Below are 16739 nucleotides of genomic sequence, written 5' to 3' on the forward strand. Positions count from 1 at the left end.
CAGGAAGAACCTGTCACGTCGCTCGGAAACGGGCAGAAGACGAGGGCATCCACGGAAAGGCCACGAAACCTTCCGCTCCGGGCCCGGTGCCGAGGCCGCCGTCCCGCTCCGGCACACTCCTCCTGAAGGTCGCGGAGGCCGGCCCGCCCTTGCGGGCTTCGGTGAAGGCTCCACATCGCACCGAGCACGACAAGCGCGAGGGCCTTGTTCGTGGGCAGCTCTCCATCAGACGCTGTGGGGGCCTCGGAAAGAGTGCCGGTCGGAGCCACACGCTAGGACAGAGGGCTCACGTGTCTCTTGCGTCCGGCACAACCTGTCGGTGAAGGACTCGTTCGCTCCCTGGCGCGCCCTTGTGCTCCCGCCTTGCCGTTTTTACGGAAAGAAGGACGGGAAGAGATGAGTCGTAGCGGCTTCAACTAATTACCGCCTCTTCGAGTGCGCTTCTCGCCCTCGCCGTTCCCGTGAGAAGCCGGGAGACGCGGCGATCCGTTCGGCTCGCTGTCGTGCCCCGGGAGCCGTGACGCCCTTCCGGCCGCCGTCCCCCCACACATAAGGAACTTCAGCATGTCCATGAGCTATGAGCTGATCGTCGGTGTCCTCGTCGAGAAATTCAGCGTCCCGCCCGATCGCATCACCCCTGAAGCGGTGCTGGGGGACCTTGATCTGGATTCCCTGGCCCGGCTGGAGTTCGCCGAGACACTCCGGGAGTCCCTCGGGACGGAGCTGACGGACGACGAGGTGACCCCCTCGACGACGTTGGCGGCACTGGCCTCGCTCGCCGAAGAGAGGACGGCGTGACCGCGCGGCCGACGCCTGGGGATCGAACACCGGTGTGGATCACTGGGACCGGTGTGGTCTCCCCGGCCGGTCTGGGGGTCCAGGCCATCTGGGAAAGGGTCTGCGCAGGGCGGTCGACGGCTCGCACCGACCCCGAACTGGCCGGGCTCCCGGTGGACTTCTCCTGCCGGGTACCGCCCTTCGACCTGCGCGCGGCGCTGCCGGGCCTACGGCTGCCGGCACCGGAACGGCTCGACCCGTTCACGGTCTTCGCCACCGCCGCGGCCGGGGAGGCCATCGCCGACTCCAGGCTCGACCCAAGCGCCTGGCCGGCGGAGCGCGTCGCCGTGATCATCGGTACGTCCCTGGGCGGTGCCCGCACGCTGGAGGACCAGCACAAACGATTCCTCGGCGGTGGTGTCCAACAGCTCTCCGCGTCTCTCCTGCCGCGCTACATGCCGAACCTGGTCGCCGGCCAGCTCTCGATCGTCTTCGGCGCCCGAGGGCCGTGCCTGCAAACGAGTACGGCATGCGCCTCCGGTGCCACCGCGATCACGATCGCGGCGGACCTCCTGCGCGCGGGACGCTGCGACATCGCCCTCGCGGGCGCCACCGAGGCATGCGTCACCCCCCTGATCACCAGTGCCTTCGCCCGCCTGGGGGCTCTCTCGCAGCGTACCGAAGCGCCACGGGAGGCGTCCCGGCCCTTCGACCGTGAGCGGGACGGCTTCGTCATGGGCGAGGGCGCCGGCATGGTCGTTCTGGAGCGGGCCGAGGACGCCACCGCGCGAGGACACCGGGGACGGGCACTGCTGGCGGGGTACGGTGCCACCTCCGACGCCCATCACCCGGTGGCCCCGGACCCTCAGGGGGCGGGCGCCGTCCGCGCGATCCAGGCAGCCCTGGAGGACGCCGGCGCCGGGGCCGACGAGGTCGATCACGTCAACGCGCACGGCACCAGCACCCCGCTGAACGACGCGATGGAGAGCGCGGTGATCTCCCATGTACTCGGGCCAAGGCCCGTGGTCACCTCCACCAAAGGCGTCACCGGACATCTCCTGGGGGCGGCGGGAGCGGTCGAGGCGGTTCTCACCGTCCGGACCCTCGAAGAGGCGCTCGTCCCACCCTGCGCCAACCTTCGCCAGGTGTCCGAAGGCATCGACATCGACGTGGTGATGAGCCGCCCCCGCCGCCACCCGGTCCGCCTCGCCCTGAGCAACTCATTCGGCTTCGGCGGGCACAACGTGGTCCTCGCTTTCCGCAGACTGTAGACGACCACCAGTACGGCCCCGTTTCCGGCCGTACCCCTCTTCCGGCCGGCAGGAGAAACAGTGAACTCCACCTCACGCACATCCGAAAACCTGCACCGCACCCTCACAGGCAACCGCGCAGGGCTGTTCAGGGGGCCCTACCGTCCAGAACCCATAGCCCCAGACGGCCCCCGCCCCCAGGAAATCCCCGTTCCACGCCCCATCGACCCGCTCGACCGCGACGGCGAGGGATCGGCCGAGCGGAGCTACAGGCTGCTGGAAATGCTGCGGTCCACTGTCGGCGTGGACCGGTCCTGTGTGACCGACCCGCGCCGGTACTTCGCTCTGGAGGAGTGGGCGGCCGTGGTCGATCCCTCCCTCGCCGCGCTCCTGGCCGCGCATCTCAACCTGTGTCTGGGCAGCCTCCTCCAACTCGGCTCGTCACGGGAGGCGGACCAGGCACTGGGGGACCTGGAAGCGGGCCGCGCCACCGGTGCGTTCCTCGCCACCGAGGCAGTCTGGGGAAGCGACCTCGCGCGGCTGCGCACCGAGGCCCACTACGACTCGCAACGGCGAGAGTTCGTGCTCAACACCCCCGACGACGGAGCGGTCAAGTTCATGTCGAACAACGCCCTCCGTGAGCTGCCGAAGATCGCGGTGGTCCTCGCCCGCCTCCGGTCCGGCCCTCAGGATCATGGAGTCCACGCCTTCGTCTGCCACCTGGGCACCGTGGACGAGCCGGCCCCAGGAGTGCGGGTCACACCTCTTCCCGACAAGCCCGGGATGCCGACGGACAACGCGCTCACCCGGTTCCGTGACGCCAGGGTCCCGCTCGGAGCGCTCTTGGACGGCGACGGCCATATACGCGATGCCCTGAGGGCGGGCGAGATCCTGCCGATCGACCGGCCCGCCGCGTTCGCCCGCTCCGTAGCAAGGGTCGGCATCGGCAAGGTCGGGCTCAGCGCGGTCAGCGCGGCCATGGCCCGCGCCGCCGTGACCATCGCGACCCGCTTCGCCGAGCACCGCCACTCCGCGGGCGCCGGAGCGGCACGGGTCCCCCTCATCGAGCACCGCGTCCACTACTCCGCCCTCATCGACGCAACGGCCGACGTCTACACCGCCTCCTACGTCGCCTCGGCCGGTATGGCAACAGCCGTACGTGCGGCGGCGCGCCGGCACGTGGTCCCCACACCGGCCGAGGCGCACCGCTACACCATGACCAAGTACCTGGTCACCAGCCTCTGCCACCAGGTACTGACCGCCGTGCAAGGGCTCTGCGGCGCCCACGGAATGTTCGCCGTCAACCGCATCCCCCTCTACCTCGCCGTCAACCGCGGCTGCATGACCGCGGAAGGCGACAACACCGTCATCGCCCTGGCAGCGGCACGCGAAATGGTCCACCGGCACGACGAAGCCGCATTACGGTCCCCGACCGCTCACCCGCTCCCGCCCGAGGGAGACCTCCCCGCATGGGCCGCGCTGGCAGCGGCACGGGAAGAGCAGGCGCTGCGCGCCTGTCACCGCGGTCTGGCCGCGGCACGCCGCACGCACACCCAGATACTGGACGTCTGGAACACCTGCTCCGCTCGCTTCCTCCGGCTGGCAGACCGGCACGCTCACCGAATCGCGCTGGACGAACTCCTCGCCGCCCAACAGCAGACCGACGATGCCGAGGCACGGAAGCTGATCGCCTGCCTCGGCGAGGTCCACGCCCTGCGCGACCTGCGCCGCGACGCCGCCGCCACCCTCCGGGACGGTCTCATCGCCCCAGAACACCTGGTCCTCCTCGACCACCGGACCGACCGCTGCCGCGATCAGCTGCACACCCACCTCCCGATACTGGTCGATGCGTTCGGCATCCCCCACCCCCTGCTGGACGTGCCCGCCGCCTCACCCAGCTTCGTACAGGACTACCTGCACACCCACTACCTGCACACCCACCGGAGCCGCCATGGACACTGAATCCCGGACACCTCCTCCGACGTCCCGAGTGCTGATCACCGGCGCCGCCGGCGGCTTCGGGCGCGCCCTGGCCGAGGAGTTCGTCCGCTCCGGCATCAAAGTCGCGCTCAACGGCCGTAACCCTCAGCGCTTGTCGGAAGCCGCGAAGCACCTGCGGCGTATCGGTGGAGAAGTCCTCGAACTGCCCGGCGACGCCACCGACGAAGCCGCACTCGGCACCGCGCTGCACACCGCCGCCGACGCATGGAACGGACTGGACTGCGTCGTCGACAACGCCGGCGTCGCCGGCCCCACCGGCCCCCTGTCGGCGACCTCCGTCGAGGAGTGGTGGGAAGGCTTCAGCACGAATACACGCACCACACTGACCACCCTGGCTGCCGCCCTGCCGATCCTCCGGACATCAGGCGGCGGACGCCTCCTCCACATCAGCAGCGCCGCCGGCGTCCACGGCTGGCCCTACGCCGGCGCCTACGCCGCGGCGAAAGCCGCCGGGATCAACCTCTGCGGAACGCTCGACCGCGAACTTGCCCTCGACCCCATCAGAGTCTTCGCCTTCCACCCCGGCATCATCACCACGGGCCTCACCGCGGCCGCCCTCCAGGAAAGGAACTCCCCGGACCGCTGGCGCCGCCTCCACGCCGCCTGGTTCGCCCAGCAGGTGAGCCAGGGCCGCACCGTCCCCCTCACCGACGCGACCCGCGGCGCCGCTGCCATAGCCACAGGCCGACACGACAGCCTGAGCGGCCGCTACATCACCACCAGTGACCTCATCCACGAAAGCCCACCCCGCAGCGAGGACCCGCAGCGCTGACCGGTGTTGCGGCCGCACACCCGGGGCGGGGGCAGAGACACCTGGAATCCGCCCCTTCCTGGTGGCGTGGCCGGCACGTGTCACGTCGGTGCTGCCGCGCCCGGAGGAGTGGTTCAGGAACAGCGTTCGGACCACTCTTCGCCCCGTTGGATTCATTTCTCCATGAGTCCCATACCTGCCCCCCGTTGCACCTCCCTCTGGGGCCGGAGATACAGGAAGCCCCCCGGGGATGCCCGCTCCGCTGTACGCGATGGCGTTCCCTGCCACCGTCTGTAGCCGGCGCCTCAGCTTCCCTCAGCGGGGCCTCCTCCTCGCACTCACCCCAGCACGAGCGCCAAGCGACTGCCCTCGCAAATCTCTCGTTCCTACGAGCGACGCAGGAACAGACTGCGTGAGGGGGGGCGCATCCTCCGCGCCCACAAGTTCGACCTCACAGCTAAGCCGCACCGGAGTACTCCCGTGCGGCTTCGCCGTCCCACAGATCCGTCCAGGGTATTCGCCAGGGCAGACCTCGATGGCGCCCGGTCGTATCACTCGCATATCACGCAGCATTCACCAACGGGTCAGACCCCCGCAGACCAAAAACCCTCTGACCTGCTATTTCGCGCCTGCCCTCGACTGGCGAAGCCGCCCCTGGACGCTTTCTACAACCTGTGCCAGGTGGTCCCGAGGGAGGGGCCGATCACCAGGACGGGGGCGTCTTCGGGGCCGTCGAAGCGGTACTGCAGGGTTTCGGTCGTCGTCTCACTCACCCGCCCGACCCTCTCATCTGTCACCGGATGTCACACCGCCGGGGCCGGCTCAGCGCAGCGCCGGGAGCTCCGTCGGGAATTCGACCGTGCGGTCGCCGATGCGGGCCCGGTTGCGGGACAGCCACTGCACGTCGGGCGCGCTGTGCAGAAAGGTGTCGAGTGCGGTGCGTTCGCTGTCGCTGAGCCAGGACGGCGGATCGGAGACGGCACGGAACCGGCAGGTGGCGGCGAGGTCCGCGATGACGCTCCGCTGCTCGTCCGTCAGGAGACATTGCCGGGTACGGAAGAAGGCGACGTCGGGATCGATGTCGTAGAGCTCGTCGAGCCAGAAGCGGCTGGCGGACACGGCGACCGCGTTGCGCGCGGCGGCGTCGGAGGGGTCGCTGAGACCGTGGTAGGTCCAGGCCGGGCCGACATCGGGGCCCACGCGAATGGCGTCGAGCAGCCCGAGCGAGGGCAGCGGGAGCGCTCCGCTGCCCAGCAGGTAGGCATCGTCCCCGGCGGCTTCGCGGACGACGGCGAGGCCGTTGCGGTAGACCTCCTCCCGTCCGATGCCCTCGGCACGTTCGGCGGGAGCCGCGGCGGCGTAGACGAAGTCGAGCTTGAGATACCGGTAGCCCCAGTCCTGGGTGACCGTGGTGATGGTCTCGCGCAGGTGGTCCCGCGCGGCGGGCAGAGTGAGGTCGAGTGCGTGGTAGCCGGTGTTCCAGTTGTAGCCGGTGACGGCGAGACCTCCGTCGGCGTCACGCAGGAACAGCTCGGGCCGGTCCTGGACGATCTTCGACTGCGGCAGCGCGATGAAGGGGGAGATCCACAGGCCCGGTGTCATGCCGGCGTCCTCGACCGCCTCGGCGAGGTGGCGCATGCCCGACGGGAACTTGCTGTTGGGCTGCCAGTCGCCGACCATCTCCTCCCAGCCGTCGTCGAACTGGACGACCTCGAAAGGCAGCTCCGCGATGGCCGGCAGTTCGGCGAGCAGGGTGCGCTCGTCGATGTCCTCGTAGTACGAGTACCAGCTGGACCAGATGTTGTGGCGGCGGGGCGGGGTCCGCCGGCCGCCGAGCCGTTTGGCGAGCAGTTCGCTGTAGCGGCGGAAGACTTCGGCCTCGGGGCCGATGGCGGCGAACCAGGGTGCCGCGCCGTGCTCGTACCAGCCGGACAGGGTGTCGCGGTCGGCGGCCAGGCGCGGGTTGCCCAGGCCCAGCGAACCGAGGAGCAGGACCTCGCCCCCGCCCGCGTCGAGAGCCGCGACCGCGGAGGAGTGGTGGCGGTGCTCCTCGTGCCAGGCCGTGTCGTCCGCGGTGAGCCGGCGGATCGGGTCGGTGATGCGCAGGGGTGGTTCGGCCAGGTTGCGCCAGCCGGTCGGCGACCATGAATTCCAGCCGTGCCGGTAGAAGTCGCATGCGCCCAGTCCGTGCAGCAGGGCTACCCGGCCCGGGGGCAGAACGACTCCGCCGTTGACTGCCTCCGGTGTCCCCTGGGCGTGGTGGACGGCCAGGCGGTGGGGGCCCAGTTCGATGATGTCCGGCATGGAGCTCCTTGGTTCAGGGGTGGTCGGGGTACGCGCGGAGCACGGGGATCACCCGGTGCGTCGCATGGCGAGGCGCCGGAGTGGGTGTCAGTCCTGGGCGAGGAGGCCGTCCACCTGCTTCTGGAGACCGGACATGGCCGCGGAGGCCGAGTTCTTTCCGAGGTAGACGCTGTAGACGGCGTCCTTCACGGCGGTGGCTATCTCGTCACCGTGGTCGGTGACGGGCCAGTTGAAGAGGCTGCGGGAGTCGGCGGCCTGCTGGGTGAAGGCCGTGACGTCCCGTCCCGCCTCCTGGTGGGCGGCCAGGGCCTTCTTGGCGGAGCTCGAGATGGCGGGGAAGACCACGGCCTTCTTCGCGACCAGGTCCTGGCAGTCGGTGGAGCCTAGGTACTTCACCCACTGCCACGCCTGGTCGGGGTGGTCGGTGCCGGTGTAGATCGCGTCGGACAGGCCGTTGATCATGCTCTTGCGGCCTGCGGGTCCGGTCGGCAGCTGGGCGAAGGCGAACTTCTGCTTGGCGGTGGGGCCGAGGTAGGTGTTGATGTTCCACGAGCCGGTGATGCCGAGAGCCGCCTTGCCGCCGTTCAGCACGGCGTCGGTGCCGATGGTCGAGGACTTGTTCAGCTCGGGGGCGTAGCCCTTGCCGGCGAGCGAGGCCATCCAATCGATGGTGGCGGCGAACCTCGGGTCGTCGTAGTGGAACTTCGTTCCGAAGGGGTTCCTGTCGGTGAAGGTGAATCCTGTGGACGCGGCGAAGTTGCCGAAGCTGCTCTGTCCGGGGGCGCCGCCCGAGTCGTAGTCCGGCTGGTAGCCGTAGACCTCGACGTTGTTCCTGTCGAAGTCGGGGTCGAGGCCGTTGCGGCCGTTCCTGTCGACGGAGAGCCTGGCGATGAGCTTCTCGAAGGAGCCGCCGTCCTGGGGGTTCCAGTCCAGCTTGTCGAGCGAGGCCGGGTCGACCCCGGCCTTCTTGAGCATGTCGGCGTTGTAGACCAGGGCGATGGTGTCGTAGTCCTTGGGCAGGCCGAATCTCTTGCCGTCCTTGACCCACAGCTCCGGCAGGCCCTTCTGGTACTGGCCGAGGTCGATCCCGTCCTTGTCCACGTACGGTTGCAGGTCCAGGAGCTGCTCGCTCTTGACGAACTTCGGGTAGTAGCCGACGTGGTCGGTGAACACGTCCGGTGCGGTCCCGGAGGCGAGGCCGGTGGTGAGGTTGGTCCAGTACTCGGCCCAGGCCGTCTGCGAGATTTTGATCCTGATGTCCGGGTTGGCCTTGGTGAAGGCGTCGGCGCACTCCTTGTAGGCGGGCAGCTGACGGTCGTCCCACAGCGCGTAGTTGAGGGTGACCGGGCCGCTGTCGTCACCGGCGGAACTGTCCGCGCAGGCGGTGAGGCCGCCTGCCAGGACCGCGCAGGCCAGCATGGTACGGATGCGAAGGTGCATGGGGAGGCTCTTCTCTGCGAGAGATACGGCTACGTGGAGAGGAAGGACGGATTACTTCACGCCGGTGAAGCTGATCGACTCGACGAGGCGCCGGCCGAAGAGGAGAAGAAGGAGCAGGACCGGGATGACGGTGAGGACCGAGGCGGCCATCAGGCCGGTCCAGTCGGGCGAGGTGTTGGGGCCCGACTGCTGGAGGATGCCGATCGCGGCTGTCATCAGCCGGATGTTCTCCTCCTTGCCGACCAGCACCGGCCAGAGGTAGTCCTTCCAGGCGTTGACCGCGGTGATCAGCCCGATGGTCAGCAGAGGCCCCTTGTTCATGGGCAGGATGATCCGGGTGAACTGGCGCCATACGCCGGCGCCGTCCAGGTAGGCCGCTTCCTCGATCTCACGGGGTATGGAGAGGAAGAACTGGCGCAGGAAGAAGACGGCGAAGGGCGTCATCAGGAGCATCGGGGCGAGGATCCCCTGCCAGGTGTTGAGCCAGTCCAGGGACTTCACCAGGACGAAGTTGGGGAGCAGGGTGAAGATGGGCGGCACCATGAGGGCGGAGATGACCAGGGCGAAGACGGTCTGCCGGCCCCGGAACCTGAGCCGGGACAGGGCGTAGCCCGCCGCCGCGCAGAAGAGTGTCTGGGCCACCGCGATGGTGACGCTGTAGATCAGCGAGTTGCGGAGGTAGAGAAGGAAGTCGAGATGCGCGGCCGTGCCGCCGGCGGTGATCGTCTCCGCGTCAGTGGTGAGCCCGAGGATCCGCTCGAAGTTCACGGTGGTCAGCGAGCCGGGGATCAGCGAGGTGCTGTCACCGAAGAGTTCCTTGGCCGGGGTGAGGGCCGTGCGGATCATCCAGTAGAAGGGGAACAGGGTGGCCGCGACGACGGCCCCCAGGAAGGCCCAGGCTGCCATTCTGCCGGGATTGCGCCAGGTCTTGTGCATGTACGTTCGCCTCGTCTCAGGCCAGGTCGGAGCTGGAGGCCCGCAGCAGGCGCAGCTGGAGGAAGGTCAGGGCGCCCAGGATCAGCACGAGCGTCATGGCCATGGCACTGGCGTAGCCCATGTGCAGGTAGCTGAAAGCCTGTTGGTAGATGTAGTAGTAGATGGCCTGCGTGGCGTTGACCGGTCCGCCCTTGGTGGTGACGGCGATGGTGTCGAAGATCTGGAACGATCCGATCAGCGAGACCACGAGGACCAGCGCCAGGACCGGACGCAGCAACGGCAAGGTGATGTGGAAGAACAGCCGGATCTCACCGAGCCCGTCGATGGCGGCGGCTTCGTACACCTGCCTGGAGATCTGCAGCATCCCGGCGTAGAGCAGGAGCGCCGTGTACCCCGTGTACGCCCATGTGTTGATCCCGGCGATGGCCGGCATCGCCTGATCGGGGTCGGAGAGGAAGCCCTGGGGGGAGATGCCGACGAAGCCCAGCAGGTGGTTGGCGAAGCCGAGATTGGCGTCGAGCAGCCAGAACCAGGTGAGGCCGACCGTGACATTGGGGATCAGCCACGGGATCAGGAGAGTGGCGCGCAGGACGACCGACCGGGTGAGCCGGGCCATCATCGCCGCGAGCAGCAGGGCCAGAATCGTCTGCGACACGATGTTGAGGAACACGTACTCGCCCGTGACCCGCAGGGACTTCCAGAAGAGCGCGTCGTTCCACAGGTGCCGGTAGTTGTCCAGACCCACGAAATCGGCCGGGCGGGGAGAGATCGGGTTGTAGTCGGTCAGGGAGAGGTAGGCGCCGCGGACGGCGGGATAGACGTAGAAGAGCGCGAAGCCGAGCAGGGCCGGTGCGAGGAACAGTGCGGCGGTGCGCCCCTGGCGGGTCATGCTGGAGCGCCTGCGGGGCGGGACGGGCCGCCACGCGTGGCGGCGAACGGCCGGCGCGACGCTCCTGTCCTCCGTGGCTGCGCGAAGCGTTGTCATGCGGCGTGCCTTCCTCGATCGCGTGGCGGAGCAGATCCCGAACCTCGGGCGCCGCGCGTCCGGCCCGTGGTGAACTGGGATGGGGTGCGCCCGGTTGAGCCGGCATGCAATAGGCTTCCCAGATACATTCTCAACTTGGCGATGTAAGTGAAAGGCAGGCCACATCCGGTGTCAAGGGAGCAGACAATGTCAGTCGCGTCGGGTGTCGCGGGGAGCCGCTCGCTGCTGAGGCGGATCAACTCACTCGCCCTGCTCCGCGAACTGCGCCGGGGCCCTGCCACGATCACCCGTCTGGTCAACACCACCGGGCTCTCGCGCACGGCGACCGAGGCGGTCCTCAGCGACCTCCAGCAGCTCGGATGGGTGGCCACGCTGGCCCCGGACGACCGCGGCGACCGCCCTGTCATGGGACGCCCGGCCAGCAGCTACCGGTTCGACGGCGGCGCGGGCCGCATGCTGTCGGTGGACATCGGGGCGCACCACATCCACGCCATCGTCGCCGACCTCCTGGGAACGCCGCTGGCCAGCCAGGATCTGTCCGTCGACGAGAACGCTCCGGCCGTCGAGCGGCTGCGCCTGGCACGGAAGGTGATGGCTGCGGTGCTGGGGGCCGCCGGGGTGGCCGCCGAGGACCTGTGGGCGGTCGCGGTCGGCTCGCCCGGCGTCGTGTCGGAGGGCATCGTGCGGCACTTCGGCGGCAGCGGCATGCCGGGCTGGATCGGGCTCGACCTGGCGGCCGCGTTCGCGGACGACTTCGCCTGCTCGGTTCTCGTCGAGGGTGACTGCGCGCTGGGCACGATCGCCGAGCACCGTCTCGGAGCGGCTCAGGGCGTGCAGGACATGGTCTACATCCTGTGCGGCAACCGGACCGGAGCGGGCATCATCGCGGGCGGCGAGCTCTTCCGCGGCCACCGCGGCGGCACCGGCCTGATCGGCGAACTGCCCCAGCTGCGCTGGCGTGAGCTGGAGACGGACTACCCCGGCCGGGCGGCAGCGACCGGGCACCTCGCGAGACTGGAAATGTTCAACGCGGCCCGGAACGGCGACCCGGCCGCGCTGTCCTCGGTGGCCGCCTTCGCCGAAGCCCTGTCCCTGGGCATCGCGGCGATGACCCTGGCCGTCGATCCGGAACTGGTCGTGCTCGGCGGCGGCAGCTCGCACTCCGCCGACCTCTACGTGGATCTCGTACGTGAGAACCTGACGCGGCTGTGCCCGCTGGTGCCCCGTGTGGCGGTCTCGACGCTCGGCGGCGACGCGGTGGCGCTCGGCGGCATCCAGATCACCTGGCGCCACATCGACGCCCAGTTGCAGCGCACCGTCGAGCAGGGCGAAGCCTTCCCCGAAGCCGGCGCGGCGATCATGGCGCGCTGACGCCTCACCTCCCTCGCGCAGAGGTGAGGCGCCGCGCGGTGGCCGGTTACTCGAAGGAGATGCTGTCGATGCTCAGGCTGCTGGAACCGCCGTGCCAGAAGCTCAGACTGAGCTGGGCCGGCTCGGTGCGGCTGATCCCGTTGGCGGTCAGCGGGATCCTGAAGTCCTGGTAGCCGGTGGTGAGGACCGGATGGGCACCGCCGTCGAGGACAAGGTCCTTGAACCTCTTGGTGACCCCGCCGGCGGAGAGCTCGAAGTCGTTCTCCTCACCGCCCCGGAGCCCCTTGGCGCGGACGACGAGATGGTTCAGCGTGGACACGCTCGTGTACACATCGGTGCCGAACCAGCCGTTGTTGTCGTACGCCAGCGTCAGCGCTCCGCCGGAGACCGCACCCGAACCACCCCCGTTGGTGAACCCGTTGGCGCCGGTCCACCTGCCCAGGTCGTTGGAGGCGGCGCCGGGCCAGGCGGGGTTGTTGTCGAAGTCGTCCACCAGCAGCCCGGTTCCACCGCCGCCCCCGCTGGTGGTGACCGTGAGCGGGGCGCCGGCCGGTGAGGTGTTCCCGGCCGCGTCCTTGGCGCGCACCGTGTACGTGTAGGCGGTGCCCGCTGTCAGCCCGGTGTCGTCGTACGTCGTCCCCGTCACCGAAGCGATCTTCGTGGCATCCCGGTAGACGTCGTATCCCGTGACGCCGACATCGTCCGTCGCCCCGGACCACGACAGGGCCACACTCGAGTCGGTGCGGCCGGTGGAGGTGACCGTCGGAGCGGTCGGCGCCGTCGTGTCACCCCCGACGCCACCGCCGGCGACGGCGAGGCCGCCCAGGTCCAGCCAGCCGTCGGCGCCCTGAGTGCTGTTGGCGAACGACAGCGGGTAGGGAGCGCGGTAGTGGCCGATGACGTCGTCGCTCAGTCGCGTGGCGGCCGGGCGCGCCTTGAGCACCTCGGGAGTGACGGCGTCCAGCGGGTTGTGCACCCGCATGACGAGCTTGTAGTCGCCCGAGGCCACCCCCGAGGCGTCGACGGTGGCGGAGAAGTTCTCCGGTCGGCCGTAATCGAGGTAGGCCGGGTCGGCGCCCACGTTCCAGTCCGGGAAGGCCCGGACCTTCAGCGGCTTCACCTTGCGTATGTCCCAGGGCGTGTCCCAGGTCTTGACCAGGTCGCCGGCCGCGTTGCGCAGACCCAGCTGAACGGTCCAGGGCTGGTAGAAGGGGGCCACGCCGTCGTTCTGCAGGGTGACGCCCACCTTGAAGGACCCGTTGGCCGAGGCGTTGAAGTTGGCCTGTGGGACATGCAGGTTGTAGCCCATCTTCCGCATGCCCGCCGAGACCTTGGGGTCGGTGGTGCTGTAGCCGGTGGCGCCGGTCTGGTTGATCATCCAGCTGACGTGGGAGAGCTCGGTGGACGCCAGGACGTCGTCCACCTGCCCGGTGCCGCCGGGCCAGTTCGCGTACAGCTGCCCCTGGATCTCGGGGCGGGACTCACCGCCGATCGAGGCGGTCGTCCAGCGGTTCTCGACGCCGCCGTCGAGCGCGCGCTGAAGGAAGGCGTCGTCCGCGCCGCCGAGGGACTTCGGCAGCGTCATGCCCTTCAGCGTGCCGGCACGGTCCTCCTTGTACGCCCAGGAGTCGTCGTGCAGGCCGACGTTCGAAGCGGCTTCGACGCCGGCCAGGTCGCCGTAGCGGATCTCCGGCTGGATGTTGTCGAAGGCGTCGGACATGTGGTGGACCAGGGTCGAGACCGTCGCGTCGCTCGGCATCAGGTTGGGGTAGCCGTCGGCCTGGTCCGCGTCGTAGGGCCAGGTGTGCCACTCTCCCCAGAGACCGACCAGCCCGGCCGTCATGAATCCGATGCGCGGGTCGGCAGTACCGCCGGGGCCGCTGTGGTCGTACCGGGCGGCGAAGGCGTCGAAGAAGTTGGTGAACGCCTCGACGGTGTCCGGGTCGTCGTAGTCCGGACTGACCGTCCCCCACGCGGGATTGCTGCGCATGGCGACCTTGCCGTTCAGGCAGGGCGGTATGCCGTTGCCCGGGTGCGTGCCGGTGCCGCCGGGATACTCGACGTAGAAGCGGAAGGCCAGTTGCCGGCCCCAGACCGCAGCCTCGTCCAGCGCCATCTCGAAGATGGTCCAGTCGAAGCTGTCGCAGTCGGAGGGGTCCTTCATCACCTCGTTGAGGGCGAAGTAGCTCCACAGCAGACCGCCGGGGTACTTGTCGGCGTAGTTGTCGCCGGGGAAGAGGTAGGGCGCGATCCCCTTCATCGGCTGCCCCAGGGGCGCGTCGGAGTAGGTGTAGGCGTGCTTGGTGAGGCTGGAGTCCACCGGGTCCGACGCGGGTGGTCGCGGTGGCGGGCCGGACGGGGCGGCAGCCGCCGACAGTGGGCTGATGGTCAGCAGCGCTGCCAGGAACAGCAGCACCGCCGACCGGCGACGAACTCTCACAGATACCTCCGCGGACTAGGAGCCGGGTGCGGGTGGTCGGGCGTGCGGCGAAGGGTGCCTTCGACCCCCGCCGCGCCATCGCTCAGGCCCGGCTGTCGGGCGTGATGCGGAACCGTGAAGCTGTGCGCCACTCCCCCGCCTCGGTCCACCAGACTGCCCAAACACGCTTTTCACCAAGGCAGTTGGAGCGTTGTGACGATTCGCCACAGGGCTCGGCGCGCGGCCCGGAGCCGGTTGGGAGCGGCATCGGCGTTATATATACGCAACTTGGCAATGTAAGTAAAGGGTGCCGGCAGGCACGGCCTCACCACCACGCCGCAGCCGGAGGTCCCGTCCGCCGTGCGGGCGGACCGGATCGGCCGGCACACCAGGGGCGCCACCCCGGGCGAGAGCGAGTTTCCGACCGACGAGGTACAGGGCGACACCGAGAGGCCCGAGCCGCACCCGATCACCTGCGGCGGGGAGCCGAGAGGCGGCCACCGGCCGGACAGCATCATCGCCCTCGCGGCTCCGGCGGGGCGAGAAGCCGGCCGTCGGCAGTGTCCGCCCTTCCGGCGATGCCCCCCGGCAGCGCACCGCGCTCGGATCAGGCGCGGTCGTGGAGCGTGATCCGGTAGCCGTCGGGGTCGGCGAAGGTGAATGTCCGGCCGAAGGGGCCGTCGATCGGTGCGGAGACGATGGTGCGGCCGTCGGCGACGAGTGCGTCGTGGATGGCCTGGACGTCGGTGGCGTGGAGCCAGATCGCGGTACCGATGCCGGGCTGGGCGACGGATGCGAGATCCGTGCCGGGAACGATGTCGCGCAGGGCGAACGCGATCGGCTTCGTCTCGAAGACGACGGCGTGCGGAGGTCCGGCCTGCGAGCGGACGAGGCCGAGGTACTGCTCGTAGAACGCCTGCGACGTGTCGAGGTCGCGCACCTGGAGCGAGATGAAGTCGGGGCCGGTGGCGGGCATGGTGATGCTCCTTCTTTTCGCGTTCCCATCGTGTCAGATTACTGACACGAACCATCTTATGTCAGAATGCTGACATGAGCCAAAACGGCGCCGGGGTGGACCTGGACAAATCACTGGGCTACCTGCTGAAAGAGGCTTCGAGCGCCCTGCGCACAGCCATGGAGGAGGTGCTGCGACCCCTCGGGATGAGCATCACGCACTACTCCTGCCTCGAACTGCTGGCCCAACGGCCGGGCCTGTCGAACTCCGAGCTCGCACGCGGCGCGTTCGTGACACGGCAGTCGATGAACGTGCTGCTCAAGAGCATGGAACAAGAGGGCTACGTGACCAGGCCGGCGGAGGCGGCCGTCGGGAAGGTTCTTCCCGCGCGCCTCACACCACGCGGGCGCCAGAGGCTCGAGAAGGCGTCCGCAGCGGTCCGGTCCGTCGAGGTCAGGATGCTGGCCGGTCTGACCGGGACCGAGCAGTCGGCCGCGTTCCGGGTCCTGCAGAGCATGATCCACTCCCTGCGGGACGAGAACGCCGGCGCGTAGCCGGCCGCCGGGGCCCTCGGCGTCGTGCGCCCCGGACACCTCGGTGCCCGTTAATCTCATTGAGTCCGCACCCCGCCATCGTGTTGGCTGGCGGCACGGACCTGTCAGTGCCGCAGGTGTCCGCGTGGCCGCAGCAGGGAGCTGGACGTGAAGGACATGATTGTCGACCCCGCCGCCCACAATCGGGCGGCCTGGGACAAATATGTCCAGGAGGGCAACGAGTGGTCGAGGCCGGTGACCCCCGAGGATGTCGGGCGCGCCCGCAGCGGCGACTGGTCGATCGTCCTCATCGGGCATGAGCCGGTCGACCGTTCCTGGCTGCCGGCGGACCTGACCGGCAAGGACGTGCTGTGTCTGGCCTCCGGCGGGGGCCAGCAGGGTCCGATCCTCGCCGCCGCCGGGGCGCGGGTCACCGTCTTCGACAACTCACCCCGCCAGCTCGGCCAGGACCAGATGGTGGCGTCGCGCGACGGACTCGGCCTGCGCACCGTGCTTGGCGACATGCGCGACCTCGGCGCCTTCGGCGACGCGGCGTTCGACGTCGTGTTCCATCCGGTCTCCAACCTCTTCGTACCGGACCTGGCGCCGGTGTGGCGCGAGTGCTTCCGCGTGCTGCGACCGGGCGGCGCCCTGCTCGCGGGATTCCTCAACCCTGACGCGTACTTGTTCGACCACGAGGCGCTCGACGAGCGCGGCGAGATGATCGTCGTGCACAAGCTGCCCTACAGCGATGTCGCGCAGTACTCCGCCGAGGAACGCGCCACGAAGTTCGGCGCGGACGCCCCTCTTGAGTACAGCCACACCCTCTCCGCCCAGATCGGCGGGCAACTCGCCGCAGGGTTCGTCCTCACCGCGTTCACGGAGGGGCCGCACCAGTCCAACGCGTCCGCTCAGTACATGTCGCACTACTTCGCGACGCGGGCGGTCAAGCCTGCCTGACCCAGCCGCGGGGCCGGCCGGGACGGCCGCCCGCCGAGCGGATGCGGTCAGATGTAC

General features: G+C 69.2%; 13 protein-coding genes. 7 read left to right on the plus strand and 6 right to left on the minus strand.

Annotated elements, in window-relative coordinates:
- The first annotated feature begins 564 nt into the window (after window positions 1-564).
- The 4 genes from RLT58_RS05740 to RLT58_RS05755 all read left to right on the plus strand — a co-directional run bounded on the left by RLT58_RS05740 (window position 565) and on the right by RLT58_RS05755 (window position 4800).
- The gene (locus RLT58_RS05740; RefSeq protein WP_311309293.1) at window positions 565-798 is read left to right on the plus strand and encodes an acyl carrier protein; all 234 of its coding nucleotides are present in this window, start codon (window positions 565-567) and stop codon (window positions 796-798) included.
- Between the two features lie 38 nt (window positions 799-836).
- Window positions 837-2048 carry a beta-ketoacyl-[acyl-carrier-protein] synthase family protein gene (locus RLT58_RS05745; protein WP_399131832.1) on the plus strand — a complete coding sequence of 404 codons (1212 nt, stop codon included), beginning with the start codon at window positions 837-839 and terminating at the stop codon, window positions 2046-2048.
- A 261-nt stretch (window positions 2049-2309) separates the two neighbouring features.
- The gene (locus RLT58_RS05750) at window positions 2310-3989 is read left to right on the plus strand and encodes an acyl-CoA dehydrogenase family protein (protein ID WP_311309295.1); all 1680 of its coding nucleotides are present in this window, start codon (window positions 2310-2312) and stop codon (window positions 3987-3989) included.
- Window positions 3979-4800 carry an SDR family NAD(P)-dependent oxidoreductase gene (locus RLT58_RS05755; protein ID WP_311309296.1) on the plus strand — a complete coding sequence of 274 codons (822 nt, stop codon included), beginning with the start codon at window positions 3979-3981 and terminating at the stop codon, window positions 4798-4800. The genes RLT58_RS05750 and RLT58_RS05755 overlap by 11 nt, the downstream gene beginning before the upstream one ends.
- An 801-nt stretch (window positions 4801-5601) precedes the next feature.
- Here RLT58_RS05755 and RLT58_RS05760 read toward each other — a convergent pair.
- The 4 genes from RLT58_RS05760 to RLT58_RS05775 all read right to left on the minus strand — a co-directional run bounded on the left by RLT58_RS05760 (window position 5602) and on the right by RLT58_RS05775 (window position 10348).
- Window positions 5602-7083: a glycoside hydrolase family 36 protein gene (locus tag RLT58_RS05760; protein WP_311309297.1), complete on the minus strand. Its 1482-nt coding sequence runs from the start codon at window positions 7081-7083 to the stop codon at window positions 5602-5604.
- An 87-nt stretch (window positions 7084-7170) separates the two neighbouring features.
- Window positions 7171-8523: an ABC transporter substrate-binding protein gene (locus tag RLT58_RS05765; protein ID WP_311309298.1), complete on the minus strand. Its 1353-nt coding sequence runs from the start codon at window positions 8521-8523 to the stop codon at window positions 7171-7173.
- A gap of 51 nt (window positions 8524-8574) precedes the next feature.
- Entirely contained in the window at window positions 8575-9459 is an 885-nt protein-coding gene (locus tag RLT58_RS05770; RefSeq protein WP_311309299.1) for a carbohydrate ABC transporter permease, read from the minus strand.
- 16 nt (window positions 9460-9475) lie between these two features.
- On the minus strand, window positions 9476-10348 hold the full coding sequence (locus RLT58_RS05775) for a carbohydrate ABC transporter permease (protein WP_311309300.1): 873 nt from the start codon (window positions 10346-10348) through the stop codon (window positions 9476-9478).
- A gap of 282 nt (window positions 10349-10630) precedes the next feature.
- Between RLT58_RS05775 and RLT58_RS05780 the strand changes: the two genes are divergently transcribed.
- On the plus strand, window positions 10631-11815 hold the full coding sequence (locus RLT58_RS05780) for an ROK family protein (RefSeq protein WP_311309301.1): 1185 nt from the start codon (window positions 10631-10633) through the stop codon (window positions 11813-11815).
- Between the two features lie 46 nt (window positions 11816-11861).
- On the opposite strand, the gene RLT58_RS05785 is transcribed toward RLT58_RS05780, so the two are convergent.
- Entirely contained in the window at window positions 11862-14255 is a 2394-nt protein-coding gene (locus RLT58_RS05785) for a DUF4832 domain-containing protein (RefSeq protein WP_311309302.1), read from the minus strand.
- Window positions 14256-14841: 586 nt separating this feature from the next.
- Window positions 14842-15210, minus strand: a complete 369-nt coding sequence (locus RLT58_RS05790; RefSeq protein ID WP_311309303.1) for a VOC family protein — start codon at window positions 15208-15210, stop codon at window positions 14842-14844.
- 74 nt (window positions 15211-15284) lie between these two features.
- On the opposite strand from RLT58_RS05790, the gene RLT58_RS05795 reads away from it, so the two are divergent.
- Window positions 15285-15743: a MarR family winged helix-turn-helix transcriptional regulator gene (locus RLT58_RS05795; protein ID WP_311309304.1), complete on the plus strand. Its 459-nt coding sequence runs from the start codon at window positions 15285-15287 to the stop codon at window positions 15741-15743.
- 147 nt (window positions 15744-15890) lie between these two features.
- Window positions 15891-16682 carry a class I SAM-dependent methyltransferase gene (locus tag RLT58_RS05800; RefSeq protein WP_311309305.1) on the plus strand — a complete coding sequence of 264 codons (792 nt, stop codon included), beginning with the start codon at window positions 15891-15893 and terminating at the stop codon, window positions 16680-16682.
- Window positions 16683-16739: the final 57 nt, after the last annotated feature.

The organism is Streptomyces sp. ITFR-16, from assembly GCF_031844705.1.
Taxonomy (GTDB): Bacteria; Actinomycetota; Actinomycetes; order Streptomycetales; family Streptomycetaceae; genus Streptomyces.

Coding starts and splice junctions, on each gene's coding strand:
- RLT58_RS05795 (WP_311309304.1), top strand. CDS start 15,285: ATGAGCCAAAACGGCGCCGGGGTGGACCTGGACAAATCACTGGGCTAC.
- RLT58_RS05780 (WP_311309301.1), top strand. CDS start 10,631: ATGTCAGTCGCGTCGGGTGTCGCGGGGAGCCGCTCGCTGCTGAGGCGG.
- RLT58_RS05750 (WP_311309295.1), top strand. CDS start 2,310: ATGCTGCGGTCCACTGTCGGCGTGGACCGGTCCTGTGTGACCGACCCG.
- RLT58_RS05755 (WP_311309296.1), top strand. CDS start 3,979: ATGGACACTGAATCCCGGACACCTCCTCCGACGTCCCGAGTGCTGATC.
- RLT58_RS05760 (WP_311309297.1), bottom strand. CDS start 7,083: ATGCCGGACATCATCGAACTGGGCCCCCACCGCCTGGCCGTCCACCAC.
- RLT58_RS05790 (WP_311309303.1), bottom strand. CDS start 15,210: ATGCCCGCCACCGGCCCCGACTTCATCTCGCTCCAGGTGCGCGACCTC.
- RLT58_RS05740 (WP_311309293.1), top strand. CDS start 565: ATGTCCATGAGCTATGAGCTGATCGTCGGTGTCCTCGTCGAGAAATTC.
- RLT58_RS05765 (WP_311309298.1), bottom strand. CDS start 8,523: ATGCACCTTCGCATCCGTACCATGCTGGCCTGCGCGGTCCTGGCAGGC.
- RLT58_RS05770 (WP_311309299.1), bottom strand. CDS start 9,459: ATGCACAAGACCTGGCGCAATCCCGGCAGAATGGCAGCCTGGGCCTTC.
- RLT58_RS05775 (WP_311309300.1), bottom strand. CDS start 10,348: ATGACCCGCCAGGGGCGCACCGCCGCACTGTTCCTCGCACCGGCCCTG.